The 14,664-nt window shown below is 41.2% G+C and carries 14 protein-coding genes; 9 read left to right on the forward strand and 5 right to left on the reverse strand.

The genetic code is table 11. From position 1 onward, the window contains the following. Positions 1-8: 8 nt before the first annotated feature. Positions 9-2,192 (reverse strand): GH92 family glycosyl hydrolase, encoded by a 2,184-nt coding sequence (locus ISX59_RS07950; protein WP_188521204.1) that lies wholly within the window; start codon positions 2,190-2,192, stop codon positions 9-11. Between the two features lie 404 nt (positions 2,193-2,596). On the opposite strand from ISX59_RS07950, the gene ISX59_RS07955 reads away from it, so the two are divergent. From ISX59_RS07955 to ISX59_RS07990, 9 genes are all read left to right on the forward strand, one after another. After that, positions 2,597-4,183, forward strand: a complete 1,587-nt coding sequence (locus tag ISX59_RS07955; RefSeq protein ID WP_005780829.1) for a hypothetical protein — start codon at positions 2,597-2,599, stop codon at positions 4,181-4,183. A gap of 85 nt (positions 4,184-4,268) precedes the next feature. Continuing rightward, entirely contained in the window at positions 4,269-5,420 is a 1,152-nt protein-coding gene (locus tag ISX59_RS07960) for a glycosyltransferase (protein WP_005807832.1), read from the forward strand. Between the two features lie 26 nt (positions 5,421-5,446). After that, positions 5,447-6,466, forward strand: coding sequence for a lysylphosphatidylglycerol synthase transmembrane domain-containing protein (locus tag ISX59_RS07965; RefSeq protein WP_122296688.1), 1,020 nt, complete (start codon positions 5,447-5,449; stop codon positions 6,464-6,466). 82 nt (positions 6,467-6,548) lie between these two features. Continuing rightward, complete coding sequence (locus tag ISX59_RS07970) at positions 6,549-6,710, forward strand: hypothetical protein (RefSeq protein WP_005780825.1); 162 nt, start codon at positions 6,549-6,551, stop codon at positions 6,708-6,710. A 626-nt stretch (positions 6,711-7,336) separates the two neighbouring features. Continuing rightward, entirely contained in the window at positions 7,337-7,567 is a 231-nt protein-coding gene (locus tag ISX59_RS21210; protein ID WP_032542965.1) for a hypothetical protein, read from the forward strand. A 135-nt stretch (positions 7,568-7,702) separates the two neighbouring features. Next, positions 7,703-8,176, forward strand: coding sequence for a sigma-70 family RNA polymerase sigma factor (locus ISX59_RS07975; protein WP_005780820.1), 474 nt, complete (start codon positions 7,703-7,705; stop codon positions 8,174-8,176). A 9-nt stretch (positions 8,177-8,185) separates the two neighbouring features. Then, positions 8,186-8,764 (forward strand): hypothetical protein, encoded by a 579-nt coding sequence (locus ISX59_RS07980; RefSeq protein WP_005780818.1) that lies wholly within the window; start codon positions 8,186-8,188, stop codon positions 8,762-8,764. A gap of 129 nt (positions 8,765-8,893) precedes the next feature. Then, the gene (locus tag ISX59_RS07985; RefSeq protein ID WP_005780817.1) at positions 8,894-9,055 is read left to right on the forward strand and encodes a hypothetical protein; all 162 of its coding nucleotides are present in this window, start codon (positions 8,894-8,896) and stop codon (positions 9,053-9,055) included. Positions 9,056-9,095: 40 nt separating this feature from the next. Continuing rightward, positions 9,096-9,977 (forward strand): polyphosphate kinase 2 family protein, encoded by an 882-nt coding sequence (locus ISX59_RS07990; protein WP_005780815.1) that lies wholly within the window; start codon positions 9,096-9,098, stop codon positions 9,975-9,977. Between the two features lie 91 nt (positions 9,978-10,068). Here the strand turns inward: ISX59_RS07990 and ISX59_RS07995 are convergent, their stop codons facing one another. From ISX59_RS07995 to ISX59_RS08010, 4 genes are read right to left on the reverse strand one after another with little or no spacing between them, the layout of a single operon-like run. Then, positions 10,069-10,611: a DUF3575 domain-containing protein gene (locus ISX59_RS07995; RefSeq protein WP_005807828.1), complete on the reverse strand. Its 543-nt coding sequence runs from the start codon at positions 10,609-10,611 to the stop codon at positions 10,069-10,071. Positions 10,612-10,614: 3 nt separating this feature from the next. After that, the gene (locus ISX59_RS08000; RefSeq protein ID WP_122296689.1) at positions 10,615-12,651 is read right to left on the reverse strand and encodes a M48 family metallopeptidase; all 2,037 of its coding nucleotides are present in this window, start codon (positions 12,649-12,651) and stop codon (positions 10,615-10,617) included. A gap of 24 nt (positions 12,652-12,675) precedes the next feature. After that, positions 12,676-13,608 carry a hypothetical protein gene (locus ISX59_RS08005; RefSeq protein WP_032535617.1) on the reverse strand — a complete coding sequence of 311 codons (933 nt, stop codon included), beginning with the start codon at positions 13,606-13,608 and terminating at the stop codon, positions 12,676-12,678. Further along, complete coding sequence (locus ISX59_RS08010; RefSeq protein ID WP_005821335.1) at positions 13,575-14,657, reverse strand: hypothetical protein; 1,083 nt, start codon at positions 14,655-14,657, stop codon at positions 13,575-13,577. Before ISX59_RS08010 ends, ISX59_RS08005 begins: the two co-directional genes overlap by 34 nt. Positions 14,658-14,664: the final 7 nt, after the last annotated feature.

The raw sequence follows: 14,664 nt of genomic DNA on the forward strand, positions 1-14,664 counted from the left end.
ATAATTGGTTATTTCATTTTATATACCAGCGTACCACCCTTCACGATGTCTTCGTGGGAGATATAGTTTTTGGTATAAAGTTCACCGTTCAGTGTGATGCTGTCGATGTACTTATGTTCTTTCGACAGATTTTCGGCAATGACTGTGAACGTTTTTCCATCCGGCAGGTGAAGTACTATTTTCGGCATCTGCGGAGCACCGAATATATAATGCCCGCTCACCGGATCGACCGGATAGAATCCCATTGCATTGAACATATACCAGGCTGACATCTGTCCGCAGTCGTCGTTTCCACAGAGACCATCGGGCTTGTTTTTGTATTGGGTATCAAAGATTTCACGTATCAACTCCTGAGTGCGTTCCGGCTTGCCGGCCAAAGCATACAGGAAGGTGACATGGTGGCTTGGTTCGTTGCCGTGGGCATATTGTCCGATCAGTCCGGTAACGTCTGCCAGTCCGCTTCCTTCCAGTTTGATAGTGAACAATGAATCCAGTTTGTTGAGGAAAGGCCCTTTACCACCGAATAATTCGATCAATCCCGGTACATCGTGCTGAACATGCCAGGTGTATTGCCAGGCATTTCCTTCAGTATAATCGCCTCCGCGGCTTTCGGCATGTGCCAGATCGCTGGGATTGAAAGGAGTTTTCCAGCGTCCGTCGGCATAGCGCGGGCGCATAAACTGTGTTTCCTTGTCGAACAGGTTCTTATAGAATTGTGAACGTTTACTGAAGTATTCCGCATCTTCCTTTTTACCCATTAACTCTGCCATTGTAGCTGCGGCGTAGTCATCGTAAACCGATTCAAGTGTACGTGAAACCGATTCGGCATCTACCTTGTCTGTCGGATAATAACCATATTTCATATAAGTTTCCCAGTCCGATTTCGGATGCGAAACAGTCAGTGTCTGTTTGATGGCATCGAATGCTTTCTCGGCATCAAAGCCACGGAAGCCCTTCTTATAAGCTTCGGCAATAACCGAAACAGAGTGGTTGCCGATCATAGTATTCGTTTCTTTGCCCCACAAGGTCCAGATAGGTAAGTAGCCTTGTGCCTGATTTTGTTCGATCATCGAATTGATGAAACCGTCTACTCGTTCGGGTACGGCCAATGTATAGAAGGGGTGGGCAGCGCGGTAGGTATCCCAGATCGAGAAGGTAGAGTAATAGACTCCCGATGCTGATTTTACTACCGAGTCTTTGGCGTTACGGTATCTTCCGTCTACATCGGCAATATTATTAGGCTGTATCAGTGCATGATAGAAGCTGGTATAAAAATTCTCCAATTCGTCCGGAGTACCTGTCACTTCGATACGGCTCAGGTAACTGTTCCAGATGTCCTTGGCTTTCTGTCTTGTACCGTCGAAATCCCAGTCTGCCAACTCTTGATCCATATTCTTACGGGCACCGTCTACACCGACTGTAGAAATGGCTACTTTCATCAGCAGTTGTTCGTCCGGCTTCATGTCGAAACTCATTAACAGACGTTTTCCTTTTTCAGTTTCTTCCATTGGCAGGGAGATGGAATCGGTCACCGGCTTGCTGAACTTCATTACAAAGTATAAATCCTGATTCACCCATACGCTGCTGCGCACGTGTCCTGTCAGTGTTTGAGCATCTTCCCAATTGATTTCGCAAGCTTTTACGTGCGATTTATATTGTTGGGGATTCCATACCAATCCGTGTTGAAGGTCGAGTAACAGTGAGGCTGAATCGGCATTCTGATAAGTGTAACGATGCAGCGCTACATGATCTGTTGCGGTCAGTTCTGCTTTTACTTTATATTTATCGAGTTCTACCGTATAGTATCCCGGTGTTGCGCTTTCTGTCTTTTTAGAGAAACCGCTTTTGTAGTCATCCCGTACTCTTTGTCCGGTGACAGGCATTATAAGGAGGTCGCCCAGATCCATACATCCGGTGCCATTGAGGTGAGTTTGAGAGAAGCCCCAGATCAGTGAATCCTGATAATTGTATCCTGAGCAATACTGCCATCCGATGGCATTGGTTTCCGGGCTTGCCTGTATCAGTCCGAAGGGTAGGCAGGCACCCGGGAAGGTGTGACCGTTGTCGGCTGCTCCGATAAAGGTGTTTACGTACTGAGTGTAGTCTTGGGGGGCTGTCGGAGTTTCGGGGGTGCAGGATGTGCAAAGACCGAGTCCTAGCCATGCAAGCATAAAGGTTGATTTGAACTTCATAGAATGACCTTGATTAATTGTTTTGGTGACAAAGATAAGGAATAAAACCGAAAGATAGTAAAGAATAGAGAAAGAAGGCTGTAAACAAGAGGCTTAGATTTAATTTATTCGTTTCAAGAAGCTGCCTGTTGTTATCCTAAATAAGTGAGATGCCGATGGATCGGAAATTAAGTTCTGAATAATGAAAGAGTATCTGTGAGGTATTCAAAAGAGAGCCTGTGAATGAAGTTACTGATATATTCGGATGAATGATTGTCTATTAATCTATATATTTGTGGAACCGTATGTCGTGATAGTATTGAATACGGTCCGACGATTATGGCGAACTTGGGAATAAGGGAATAGGTATTCTCTATGTCATGGGCTATGATTGAGTAGAATACATTCAAAGAAAAAGAAGAAAAATGAAGAGAATGAATGCGTATCTGTTGACAATGATTTGGATTTTGGGAGCGGTATTGGTTCTGATGCTCTTATGTTATGTGATTTCCGGTTTTGATTTAGGGGCACTTGTCCTGGTATCAATATTATGGTGCATTCCGACGTTGCCGTTTCTCCTGTTTATAGCCTGTAGTTTTATATTTGGACTGAAAGGTTTGGACCATTTATATTGGGCGATAGGGTCGTTGTGTGTGTATGGGCTGTTGACCTATATGTTGCTGACTTCGTGTCAGATGGCTGCCGATCCTAAAATTGTTCACGGAACTTTGAAAGTAGTTCTATTTTTTGCCATTGCTTTCGGGTGTGGCTGTTTGTGGCGCCCGACTGTATGCAATTTCTCTGTTGTACTGGGCATTGCAAAGATTCCTGCAACTTTGTGTGCTGTGTTGCTATTGGGTTATGTTATGCTTGCAAATATGCGAGAAATGGGTGGAGTCAATGATTTATACTGGGCAGGACCCCAATATAATGCGGATAAAACACTGTTTTATGATTATAAGATGCGCCTTTCTCCTTTCCCTGCCCGGGTTGTCGGTGTGCGCTATTTCAACAAATATGGGCATTACGTTGGAGGAAGTGCCGAGCAACCGTGCAATAATGTCCTTATGGATATGCGATTGGGGGACATCCCTGACGGGAGTGCCGATATTCTGCTTCACAAACGGTATAAACCCACTGTGGTAGGTTTACTGGCTGACTGCAAAAAAGCCTTTTGTTACGATCGGGATCATACCACCATTTATTTATTTTACAAGAGTGATTCTTTGCGTCGTGTGGAAGTAGACCATCACGAAAACGGTATTATTTCGAAGATTCGCAAGTATCAAGCAGGAACTGTCGATGAATATGATACGGTAGAAATGTTCGACGAACTGGGTGTGCCACAAAAGATGTTTTATAATAACAATTCGTGGTTTCGTCTCTGGCGTATAAACGATTTTCAGGTAGAGCCCGAGGTTCCTTGTTTCAAGTATGGATATGCCAGTCCGGATCATCCGGCAATAGATGAACGGCTTCGTAAAGTATTGGACTTCAGTAGACAAAAGGAGCAAACACGCGATTCACTTCGGATGCTGGGAGAGTCCGGGGATAATCTAAACATCGCTCTTCTGTTAGAAGGATTTATAATTGACAACCATACTACGATCTCGGTTGCGGTTGATGCTGATTCATATTACGGGGAGAACCATAATAGTGATTTTGAGAATTTGAAAACCGTCCGGCAGATGGAGACCATCTGTGATGCATTGTCTTTATGCCGTCTGGAATCGGGAATAACCGAACGCATTGTGCACTATTACGATGAATCTATTAAGTGTCCCCGAATCAGGATCAAAGAGAATAGTAAGCGTAACAAGTATATCATTTTCTATCTATTAGAGAATCGGGTTGTCAGTTCTGATTTTAAGCTTTCTTTTGTTTTTGATCCTTCGGCTCATATGGACAAGGTTAAACGGAGAGATGCGGTTGATTATTGGGAAAAGATGCATCAATTAGTGGATAAGTCTGCTGATGATAATGGGGATATGCCGACGATCGAAAGTGAATGATTTAGAAGAAGAACATTCTCGTCACAAGTCCGTCAAACAATTGTAATACGTAAGCTGTTTCTTTGCAAACAGATAATGGAATGCAATGATAGGTCTTTTTAATGATTGTTTCCCTCCGATCATGGATGGGGTATCACTTACTACACAGAACTATGCCTACTGGCTGCATAAGAAGACGGGGAATGTTTGTGTAGTGACTCCTAAGTCGCCTGATGCGAGAGATGCGGAAGAATACCCGGTTTACCGGTATTCATCCATTCCCATTCCTATGAGAAAGCCTTACAGATTAGGTTTTCCGCGCATCGACTGGCCTTTTCACGAGCGTATCAGCCGGCTTTCATTTGAACTGGTACATGCGCATTGTCCTTTTTCTTCGGGAGCACTGGCCATGCAGATTGCCAGAGAACAACATGTTCCGGTTGTAGCTACGTTTCACTCCAAGTACCGGGCGGATTTTGAGAGGGCCATTCCTTCCCGTCTGTTGGTAGACTATCTGATACGAAAGGTGATTCGTTTTTACGAAGCTGCCGACGAAGTGTGGATTCCGCAGGCTGCCGTAGAAGAAACTTTGCGGGAGTATGGGTATAAAGGTAGGGTGGAAGTGGTGGATAACGGAAATGATTTTGCGGGTGTCCCTTCATTGGAGTCCATGCGGCGGGAGGCACGTCGCGAACTGGGACTCTGCTCCGGGGAGTTTATGTTTCTTTTTGTCGGTCAGCATATTTGGGAAAAGAATTTGGGCTTTTTGCTCGATGCACTTGCACTATTACCGGATGTTCCTTTCCGGATGTACTTTGTAGGTTCAGGTTATGCAAATGATGAATTGAAACAAAAAGTGGCGGGGTTGGGATTATCTTCCAAAGTGACTTTTGTCGGTAGTATTGTAGAGCGTGAAGTCTTGAAACGCTATTATGTGGCTACCGATCTTTTTCTTTTTCCTTCTTTATATGATAATGCCCCGTTGGTAGTGCGTGAAGCTGCCGCTCTGGGCACTCCTTCGATACTTATCAAAGATTCGACTGCTTCGGAAATTATTTCCGATTCGGTAAATGGTTTTCTGAGTTTTAATAGTACGGATGCCTATGCCGGTCGGATACGTGAAATATTGCAGGCCCCTGCCGTGATCAGACAAGTGGGAGAGGAGGCGTCGCGAACCATTGCCCGTTCGTGGGAAGATGTCACCGAGGAGGTGTACGACCGTTATAGCCGGTTGATAAAACGGAAAGAAAACCGGTAACTTGTAATATCCCAATTCTTTTAATCATGTCAGATTCTATTAAAACCTTTAAAGCCGGCTATATCCTGCTTCCCGTCCTGATAGGGCTGTCAGTGGTAGGGTGGCTGTTCTACCGGGAGTTCAATCCGGAACTTTTCAGTGATATTCATTTCTCCTGGCGTCTGGTAGGCGGATTGCTACTTGCCATACTTTTTATGTTTGGGCGAGACGGTGGGTTGATGTGGCGTTTCCGCTTTATTACTGACAGGGAATTGACTTGGCGTCAGGCATTTCGGGTAAATATGCTTTGTGAATTCACATCGGCAGTGACTCCCTCTGCAGTGGGAGGGAGTAGTCTGATTGTGTTATTTTTGAATAAAGAAGGCATTAATGCCGGACGCAGTACAGCTTTGACTATCTCCTGCCTGTTTTTGGATGAATTGTTTCTTGTATTGGGCTGCCCGCTGGTTTTACTCTTATTTTCGTTTGATGATTTGTTTGGTAATGTGGCTATATTATCGTCAGGAATTGAGATTCTGTTTTTCCTGGTTTATGGGGTCGTTACGATCTGGACTTTCCTGTTGTATCTTGCTTTGTTCCGGCGTCCGGAATGGGTAAAACGTTTGTTACTCACTATTTTCCGCTTGCCACTGCTCCGACGTTGGCACAAGGCCATCGAAACACTTACGGACAATCTGGTATTAAGTTCCAGAGAGATGAGTCAGAAGTCTTTTACCTTTTGGTTGAAAGCTTTTGGGATTACTTGCTTGGCTTGGGTTTCACGTTATCTGGTAGTCAATGCTTTGCTGATAGCCTTTACCACTTCGGGCAGCCAACTGTTGGCCTTTGTACGTCAGCTGATTCTATGGGTAGTTATGACTATCAGCCCTACTCCCGGCGGCAGCGGAGTGAGCGAATATATGTTTCGTGAATATTATACCGATTTTTTTGATGTGGCAGGCATGGCTTTGGTTGTTGCTTTCGTTTGGCGGATTATTACCTATTACATGTATTTGCTGATAGGTGCTATAATTATTCCCGGTTGGGTGAAGAAGTTGAGAGATTAAACAATGTTGTCACAAGCCTGTAAAAAGAACGTAAATTCTTGCCGCTATCTTTGTCCTGTCAAAATTAAAAGAGAAAAGCCTTATGAGTAGAGAAGAATTACAGCAGAAAAGTCGTTTCGCCATGATAGGAACATTGATGACCATTGTCAGTCTGGTGTTTTTGTTTTATGTAGGCAGTTCGCTGCTCAATACAACCAAGAAATATAAAGAACAAGCCATTGAGATAGCGTGTATGGACAGATAGTTAGTTACTTAGTATCCGGTGACTACTTGATCAGTTCTTAGGCTGATGAGATTTTTTGGACCTCCTTTTCTACATGCGGATTATTAATAAAACAACTCGATTTTGTGCTGCTTATAATGCATTGTAAATAAGAATATTACTGTTCTTTTCGATGTCTTTATCTCAGCCCGGGTACGAGGTTCCATGGGTTTGTGTACCCAGGACAGGATAATACTCAAACCATTTTTGCTTAATATACTAAGGAGAATAAAATGCTTTATATGATACAAAGAGATAAGTAATTAATGTCATTTTCTTGTTTATTAGGACTTTATAACGAATAAATCCTCTTAAATGAAGGGTGGAAGATGGAAGATCGAAGATCGAAATGCATTTTCTGAGTTCTTCTTCAAATTTGGTGGTAAGTTTTCTTTTACTCATGGAATTTAATTCCGTTTTCGGAAGTGTAAGCCCTCGTTTATAGTTGACAAAAAAGCAAGTATCCCGGCTTTCCCCCGAAGAGTCCATCCATGAGGTGAAGAAGCAAATTTTAAAATAAACCATCTGAAAATCAATATCTTTAAAAAGTAAGATTTCTATCCTCAAAAGCTTTGTTTTAACACAGAGTTAAAGCTTGTTCTTTGGATGTGAATAACAAGTTCTTTAAATGCAAAAGACTCGTTATTTGCGCACAAGAATCTGACAAACTGCAAAAGGCGTTAACAATGTTAATTGAAGAAAGGTATAAGGATGAAGATACCGGTCCGGACGGCGCAAATTCACTTCCGAAACTTGCGTTATCTTATTCAGCCGGTGTCTGTTTTTTCTTATTAAAGCAAGCAAAAAGGACAATTATCAACTTGAAAATAAAGAAATAAAGAATTTACCACCAAATTTGAAGAAGAACCATTTTCTGTATGAGAGGAAGCAAGTAATGTATCTTAATTTATTTCTCTTTTCTCTGAAACTATTTTCTTCTTTTACCGACTAATGGATTAAAAGAGACAAGAAACATGGAAATAGAAAAGGATTTTATAAACCTGTTGACTTTACACAAAGCTCTTATATATAAAGTTTGTTTTATGTATACTTCCAACCAGGAAGATTTGAACGACCTCTATCAGGAAGTAGTAGTAAACTTATGGTGCTCTTATCCGGGATTCAGGAATGAAAGCAAGTTGTCTACGTGGATATATCGTGTAGCTTTGAATACTTGTATTTCGGATTTACGAAAAAAGAAAGCATTGGATTATGTGCCGTTGAGTATGGAACTCGGAGTGTATGATGATTGTTTGCGCTATGAGTCGTTGAAGGAAATGTATCGGTTAATACGTCAACTGGATAAATATGAACGAATGTTTGTCTTATTGTGGCTGGATGAAAATAGTTATGAAGAAATAGCAGCCATCACCGGAAGTAACCGGAATACTGTGGCTGTAAGGTTACACCGGATCAAAGAGAAATTAAAGAAGATGTCGAACCAATAAAAAACAAATATGGAACTGGATGAATTAAAACAAAAATGGATGGAACTCTCCGAACAGGTGGAGAAAAATGAATTGCTCAACCGCCAGATAATTATAGATATGATACAGTCAAAGAAAGAAACCTATTTGCAGCAACAATTGCGTGTGGAAAAGATCGGTTTCGGTGTCTTAGGTATCTTTCTGGGTGTGGTATGTTATACCTTTTGGAGAAATGTAGCTCCCGACTGGATTTCATGGTATTTGCTGGGAATGGTGATATGGCTTTTGGTTATGCAAAGTCTCATGTTTCGGATTGTATATACCTTAAAGACTGTAACAGAACATGTAGAGCAACAATACAGGAGGTTACAATCTTACAAGGTGTTGATGAATCTGACATATATTTTTGCGTATGTGGCAATCACTCCCGTCATAATTGCCTTTTTCTGTATATGGCATAACCCTCTTTTTAGAACAACATTGTGTGTGATGATACTGGCTGGCTTTTTGGGAGACTATTTTATTTATCATAAGACCAGTGACCGGTTAAAAGGGTTTAGGGAAGCTGTCCGTTCGTTGCAGAATTTAAAGTCAGGAGGTAAAGAATAGAATTTAAGCCTCCTTTGGTTTAATTAGCTAATCGGATGAAACTTTTTTGCCCGATTCTTTGTATCTTTATTACCGGATTATAACAGGTGTCACTGTAAAAGGTTGCACTCTAAAAAGAAAGGATCAGAAATGGATACAAACGAGTTAAAACAAAGACAGCATTTCATTCTAATCAGGACGTTGCTGGTTGTCACTGCTCTTGCCCTGTTGGTCTATATCGCTTTCTCAATGGCCTATTCATCCAGAAGATTTCAGGAAAGTACTTCAATTATCGAATTGGTTAGTGATTAGCTAAATAACGTCCGAAGAAGATAATAAACAGATTGGCGAAATGAAAAAAGAAATCTTGAAAAGGCTGTTGGCTACTCCTGGAGCGGAACATACCGTTTCGGAATTTGATACTCACTTTACAGGCGATTTGACCAAACAGGAAGCTGGGGCATTACTGGCTGAAGATATTGAGAAACTTTCTGCTTTGCAGGGGAAACTGTATGCACAGGACCGATATTCGGTCCTCGTCATTTTTCAGGCAATGGATGCTGCCGGAAAGGACGGAACAATTAAACATGTAATGTCCGGTATCAATCCGCAGGGTTGTCAGGTATACTCTTTCAAACAACCATCAGCCGAAGAACTCGACCATGATTATCTTTGGCGTATCAACAGATGCCTGCCGGAAAGAGGGCGTATCGGTATATTCAATCGTTCGCAGTATGAGGATGTGTTGATTGCCAAGGTACATCCTGAGATTATTTTGTCTAATAAGTTGCCGGGTGTCACCAGTTTGGAAGATGTCACTCCGAAATTCTGGAAAAAGCGCTATCGTCAGATAAATGATTATGAACGCTATCTGACGGAGAATGGTACGATTGTTATCAAATTCTTCCTGAATGTTTCGAAAGATGAACAGAAGAGACGCTTTTTGGCACGGCTGGAAGATGAGGCAAAGAACTGGAAATTTTCTACTTCCGATTTGAAAGAGCGTAGCTATTGGGATGATTATATGAAGGCTTATTCGGATATGCTGACTCATACTTCGACGGAAGATGCACCGTGGTATGTGATTCCGGCTGATAATAAATGGTTCATGCGTTATGCTGTGGGGCGGATTCTTTGTGAACGCATGGGTGAACTTGATTTGCATTATCCGGAAATGCCTGTTGAGGCACGGCATAAGATTGATGATTTCAAAAAAGCTTTGCTGGATGAATGAATAAAAAGCGGATTATCCGTCACAGACAATCCGCTTACTTTTTAACATTAGATTTTTAGAGAACTATGAAATTATTTATGGAAAGTACTTGCTATTTGAGTATATAAATAAGACTGAATCCGAGCTTGGTTAATCCGAAGTAGTTGGAATGGTCTTGTCCAAGGAATAATCCACATTTGGGACGTTCATATTTATCATAATTTATAGATGCATATCCTATTCCGGCGGACACTTCAATGTTCCATCGTTTTTTCCAGATCCATTGGTAGCCATAAGATATCCCGATCCTGTATAAATCTCCCTGATAGCGATATTTACTGAATCCTCCATTGTACTGGCCATAATGGGCATGAAGTCCCATAAAGTGTTTATAGAAAGGGATGCAAAACCAATATTTGATTTCCGGTTGAACTAAGAAACCACCCATTTTACGATTGTCGGATAAAAAAGTCCACCCTTTATACATGATATCTGTTCCTGCAGTTAGCCGAGGTGAGATTTTGAATTCAGCTCCCAGGTTTACAGTGGTGGTTGCCCAGGAGAGGGCATTGGTTCTCAATGCTATTTCTTGTGAAAGTATGGAGGGCAGCGGAATAAGCAATAGCAAAAGTAGGAAGAAGGCTTTCTTTTTCATACATTATTTCTTATCTATATCTAATAAATCCAGTAAATCTAATACGTCTCCATCTTTTAAAGCAATTTCTTTTAAAGACGGTTTTTGGGCGATGGCGTTCCTCAGGTGAGTAACAGCTTCGCCTATGTTGTCCAACCTGTTTGCAGCGATTGCTCTGACATATTCGGTCTCGGGAGAAGTATCTTCTATGTTTTTCAGGATTTCCCAGGCTTTTTGGTTTTGCTTCATGCTCAGCAGTAGGATGACCTGATTGATTCCCCCTTGTTTCTCGAAAGTGGGATAAGCTTCCTGATACTTTCCATCCATGGCGGCAGCAAGTGCTTTCACCATTTCGGTCTCTTTATTATCAGGCAGAAGTCCTGCAAAATGGTTTGCTTTTTTGAAATCCCGCTTTTGTAGATAGGATACAGTTTGGTTGACCAGTATGGCCGAAGGGGCATCCTGCGTGATAAAGGGTTTCAGTAGAGTTGTATCGGCACGGTTTTGTTTTATTAAGAGTGATGCCAGATTGTTGGCTGCAATCATTAGGTCGGGATGTACCGAGAGGGCTTCTCTGTATAAAGCTTCTCTTTTTTCGTCAGTGATTTCTTTTTGATTCATGATGTAACTCCAGAACTCACTTGCCGTTAATTTTTTGGGGTCTTTCCGATAGAGAGCATTGATTTCATCTCTGTTGAGTGTACGCAGTTCAGAATACTCGTAGAAATATTCGACTCTTCGCAAGCGGGGTAGGTAGCGGTCGCGAATAAGCGGATAAATTTTCATTCGTCTGGCCCCCCAGGATATTTCATTATGGTTTCCCCGGGCGCGTCTGATCAGATCTTTGAGTTGGGTAACTTCTTTGATGCTGTCTTTTTCCATTAGTTCGCAAACCGTATTCCATGATTCTACTATGGCATCATTTTCAACTTTGGCCTTCCGGATTGTTTCTTCAGAAATATTTTCGAATACTTTCTCTGCTGCGTTTTTCATTCTTTTTTTAGCCAGTTTAAGATTGTATTCATACGTTCCTTCGGGAGAAGTGTATCCTGTGATCTGAAAAGTTGTCAGTGTTTTAGTACGATCTTTATCGATATCATCCAGTGCTTTTCTCATTTTCCTGAGTTCTTCAGCGTTTCTTCCTTCATTTTCGTAAATATTCGCATCTTCAGGACGGAACCGAAGATGCATTTCTCCTTTCTCATTGAAGTTGAGAGGGGGTTGTTTGGGTATATAACTGTTGTCCAAATCCATTGCACTCAGATTATAGTTAAAAAAACGCATCGGATAAATAATGCCGTTTGTGATACGGACTGTGTCCCGATATTCGTCTTTACAAAAAGTACTTATCTTGATATGCACTTCTGTTGTGTATAAGTCATTGATGTTATCTACTGTGCATGAATCGGCATAAGTCAATGTCTGATTACAGATCGAGTCAGGGTTTATGACTTGTGCGAAACGGGAATAATATTCTTTTTCTGACGGATCACCACAGATATTTCCACGGCGAAGCAGGATGTCGTAGTTTTTACCGTCGTATACAATGGGGGAAAAGTTTTTTCGGGTTCCTTGGCTACTGTTTACCAGAATTGGCTGAATGATAACCCGGGAGTCGTTTTGAAATCGTTTGGAAGGAATCTTATATCGGGTTTTAAGATAGAGCATATCTTTGATTAATTCCAGATCGGACGGAGCGAAAACAAATTTCATACTGTTCTTTAATGTGGATGTAACCATGATTTCGGGCAACAGGCTTTGTGATTCTTTGAGAATGATCTCCAGCCATTTTTCTTTACCGGAGTGAATAGTGACTGTTTCATAACCGACGGAGGAAAAAGTGATGATGGAATTTTGTGGGATCTCCAGTGTGAATTTTCCTTCTTTCCCCGTAGAGGCTTTCCATTTCTGACCATCTACCTGAATACTTACTCCTGAAATAGGAGCGGCTTCCTTGTCTTTCACGATACCACTAATGGTATGTGATGTTTGGGCTGATAGACGAACAAGCATGAAAGTTTGTAATAAGATAATAATCAGAGTTCGTATTCTCTTTTTCATGATTTACTGCGTTAATGTCTAAAGTTAGGGTATGATTGTTTCATCGTCATTATTTGTACCATCCCAGTCAGGATTGATGGTCACGGAGAAGCCGGAGTTCCCCAGAATGGTATAGTTAAAATCTGTGCTGATACGGGTCAGTTGGTTACGTAGAATGCGTACATTGTTTAGTGTGTTCTGGTAAACCGGAGAATCGGACTTACCATCGGCATATAATTTAAGGATAATGCTGGCATTCTCTGTTCCGGTTGTTGGGAAGGTACCTATATTGAAAGAAACGATACCTTCTGCGTTAGTGGCTTCTGTGACTGTGGTATGGTATTCGGCTATTGTTTCACCTTTATATAAAGTATCAATCTGACAGGTTGCCGCTACTTTATGCATTTCTACTGCGATTCCGGTAATGTTTTTGGGTAACTGTTTCAATTGGAATTGAGTTACGGCTTGAGTACGTCGAAGAATTACGAAGTCTTGATAACCGCATTCACAATCAACGGTAAAATCATAACAGGATGTAAAATAATCTTTTGTTTGTTCGGCTCCCGGATAGTTTAAATTGAGTGCCTCGGGGGTAGTCGTGTCAGAAAGTTCCTCTTCTGAAGCATTGGCAACAAGTCCCAGGCAATACTCTCCGAATGCCAGTTTGGGAAAGCTCAGTGGATGCGTATCAGTGTCCAGGTCAGTTGCATTGTCTATAATTCCGGACTGGACCAGTGTGTTATCTTTATAGAGATAATAACGGATGCTACTGATTCTGGCAGACAGATTATCTTCCAATTGCCCTTTATCGGTAGCCGGCTGCTGGAATTTTTCAGCTGCAATTGTCAAGGTAACGTCACCCATCCAGCAGTTTTTCAAATCTTCTTTCCAGCAACTGCTAAAAAGTAGAATGAAAGAAAGAAGGTATAAAAGACGGTTTGTTTTCATTTTGAGAAATTGAGTTCTATGTGTCCCCATGGAATATTATTAGGATCCCAATTATCGGGTGTACCTATTATGAGAGATTGACAGTTTAAAGCAGATCCTACTTTATTTAGGATAAGAGTCGTCACTTGATTGCGCATCGCTTGGGTTTCAACTTCAATAGTAGGCGGTGTTTGATCGTTGTCCTGGAAGATGGTTACAGTAATGTTTTTACCTTCGGGTGGGGTTAATATGTTTTTTAATTTATCCTCCTCTCTCACTCCAAAGTAAGTGAAAAACATGGTCTGATCACCGACTTGATACTGAAATGCTTGTCTTATAATTGTTTTTAATTTACCGAAAGATAACTCAGTATCTTTTGTGACAGTTTGACCAAGTAGATTTATTCCAGTAATGCTTTGTTCTTTTATGGAATAATTAATCTCTGTTTCTTTATCGAAGATTCCCCAGAAGTCGTCTCCTGTTGTAGATAGGCGTATTAATGAAGAATATCGCTTTAGAGTTAATTGTTCTGTTAATGGGTGGTGATGACCGGAGTCTTCAAGTTTTTCAGTTTTTTTAATCGTAACAATGTCTGATGTTGCAAAAAATATTTCATAACTGCAATAGTCTGTATCAAGGCTTGTTAGCCATGGAATATCGCTTTCTGTAAAGCTTTGATTAGGTTGTAATGTATTGTTTTTCGGACCATTAATGAGAAGTATAAATTTATAATTTCCCGGGCGTAGTGTCTTTTGGAGAGTATAGTTAAATGAATCGGAAGATTTTATGTATCCTTGGGGAATAACCTTATCTTCTATCTCTTCTATCACCCATGTGGAGTTATCTACTTCTTTTATAATGATCAATCGGCTATCGTTGATTGCTGTCACATTGTAGTCTGCTATGCTGTTGGTTCGTGTCCTCATCGGTACAATTTCGTTGTCTGTTGAGAACTCTTTACTGTTTATAGTGGCAGTTAATCGGACTGTAACCAGTTCATCCTTACTATCAGGGAATTCCACCTCATTACTACAGGAGGTATATAAGAATAATAGACTTATCCATCCTGATAGAGTATATAATAATCTATGTCTCATCATATTCTCA

The organism is Bacteroides sp. FSHCM14E1 (genome assembly GCF_019633785.1).
GTDB classification, from domain to species: Bacteria; Bacteroidota; Bacteroidia; order Bacteroidales; family Bacteroidaceae; genus Bacteroides; species Bacteroides hominis.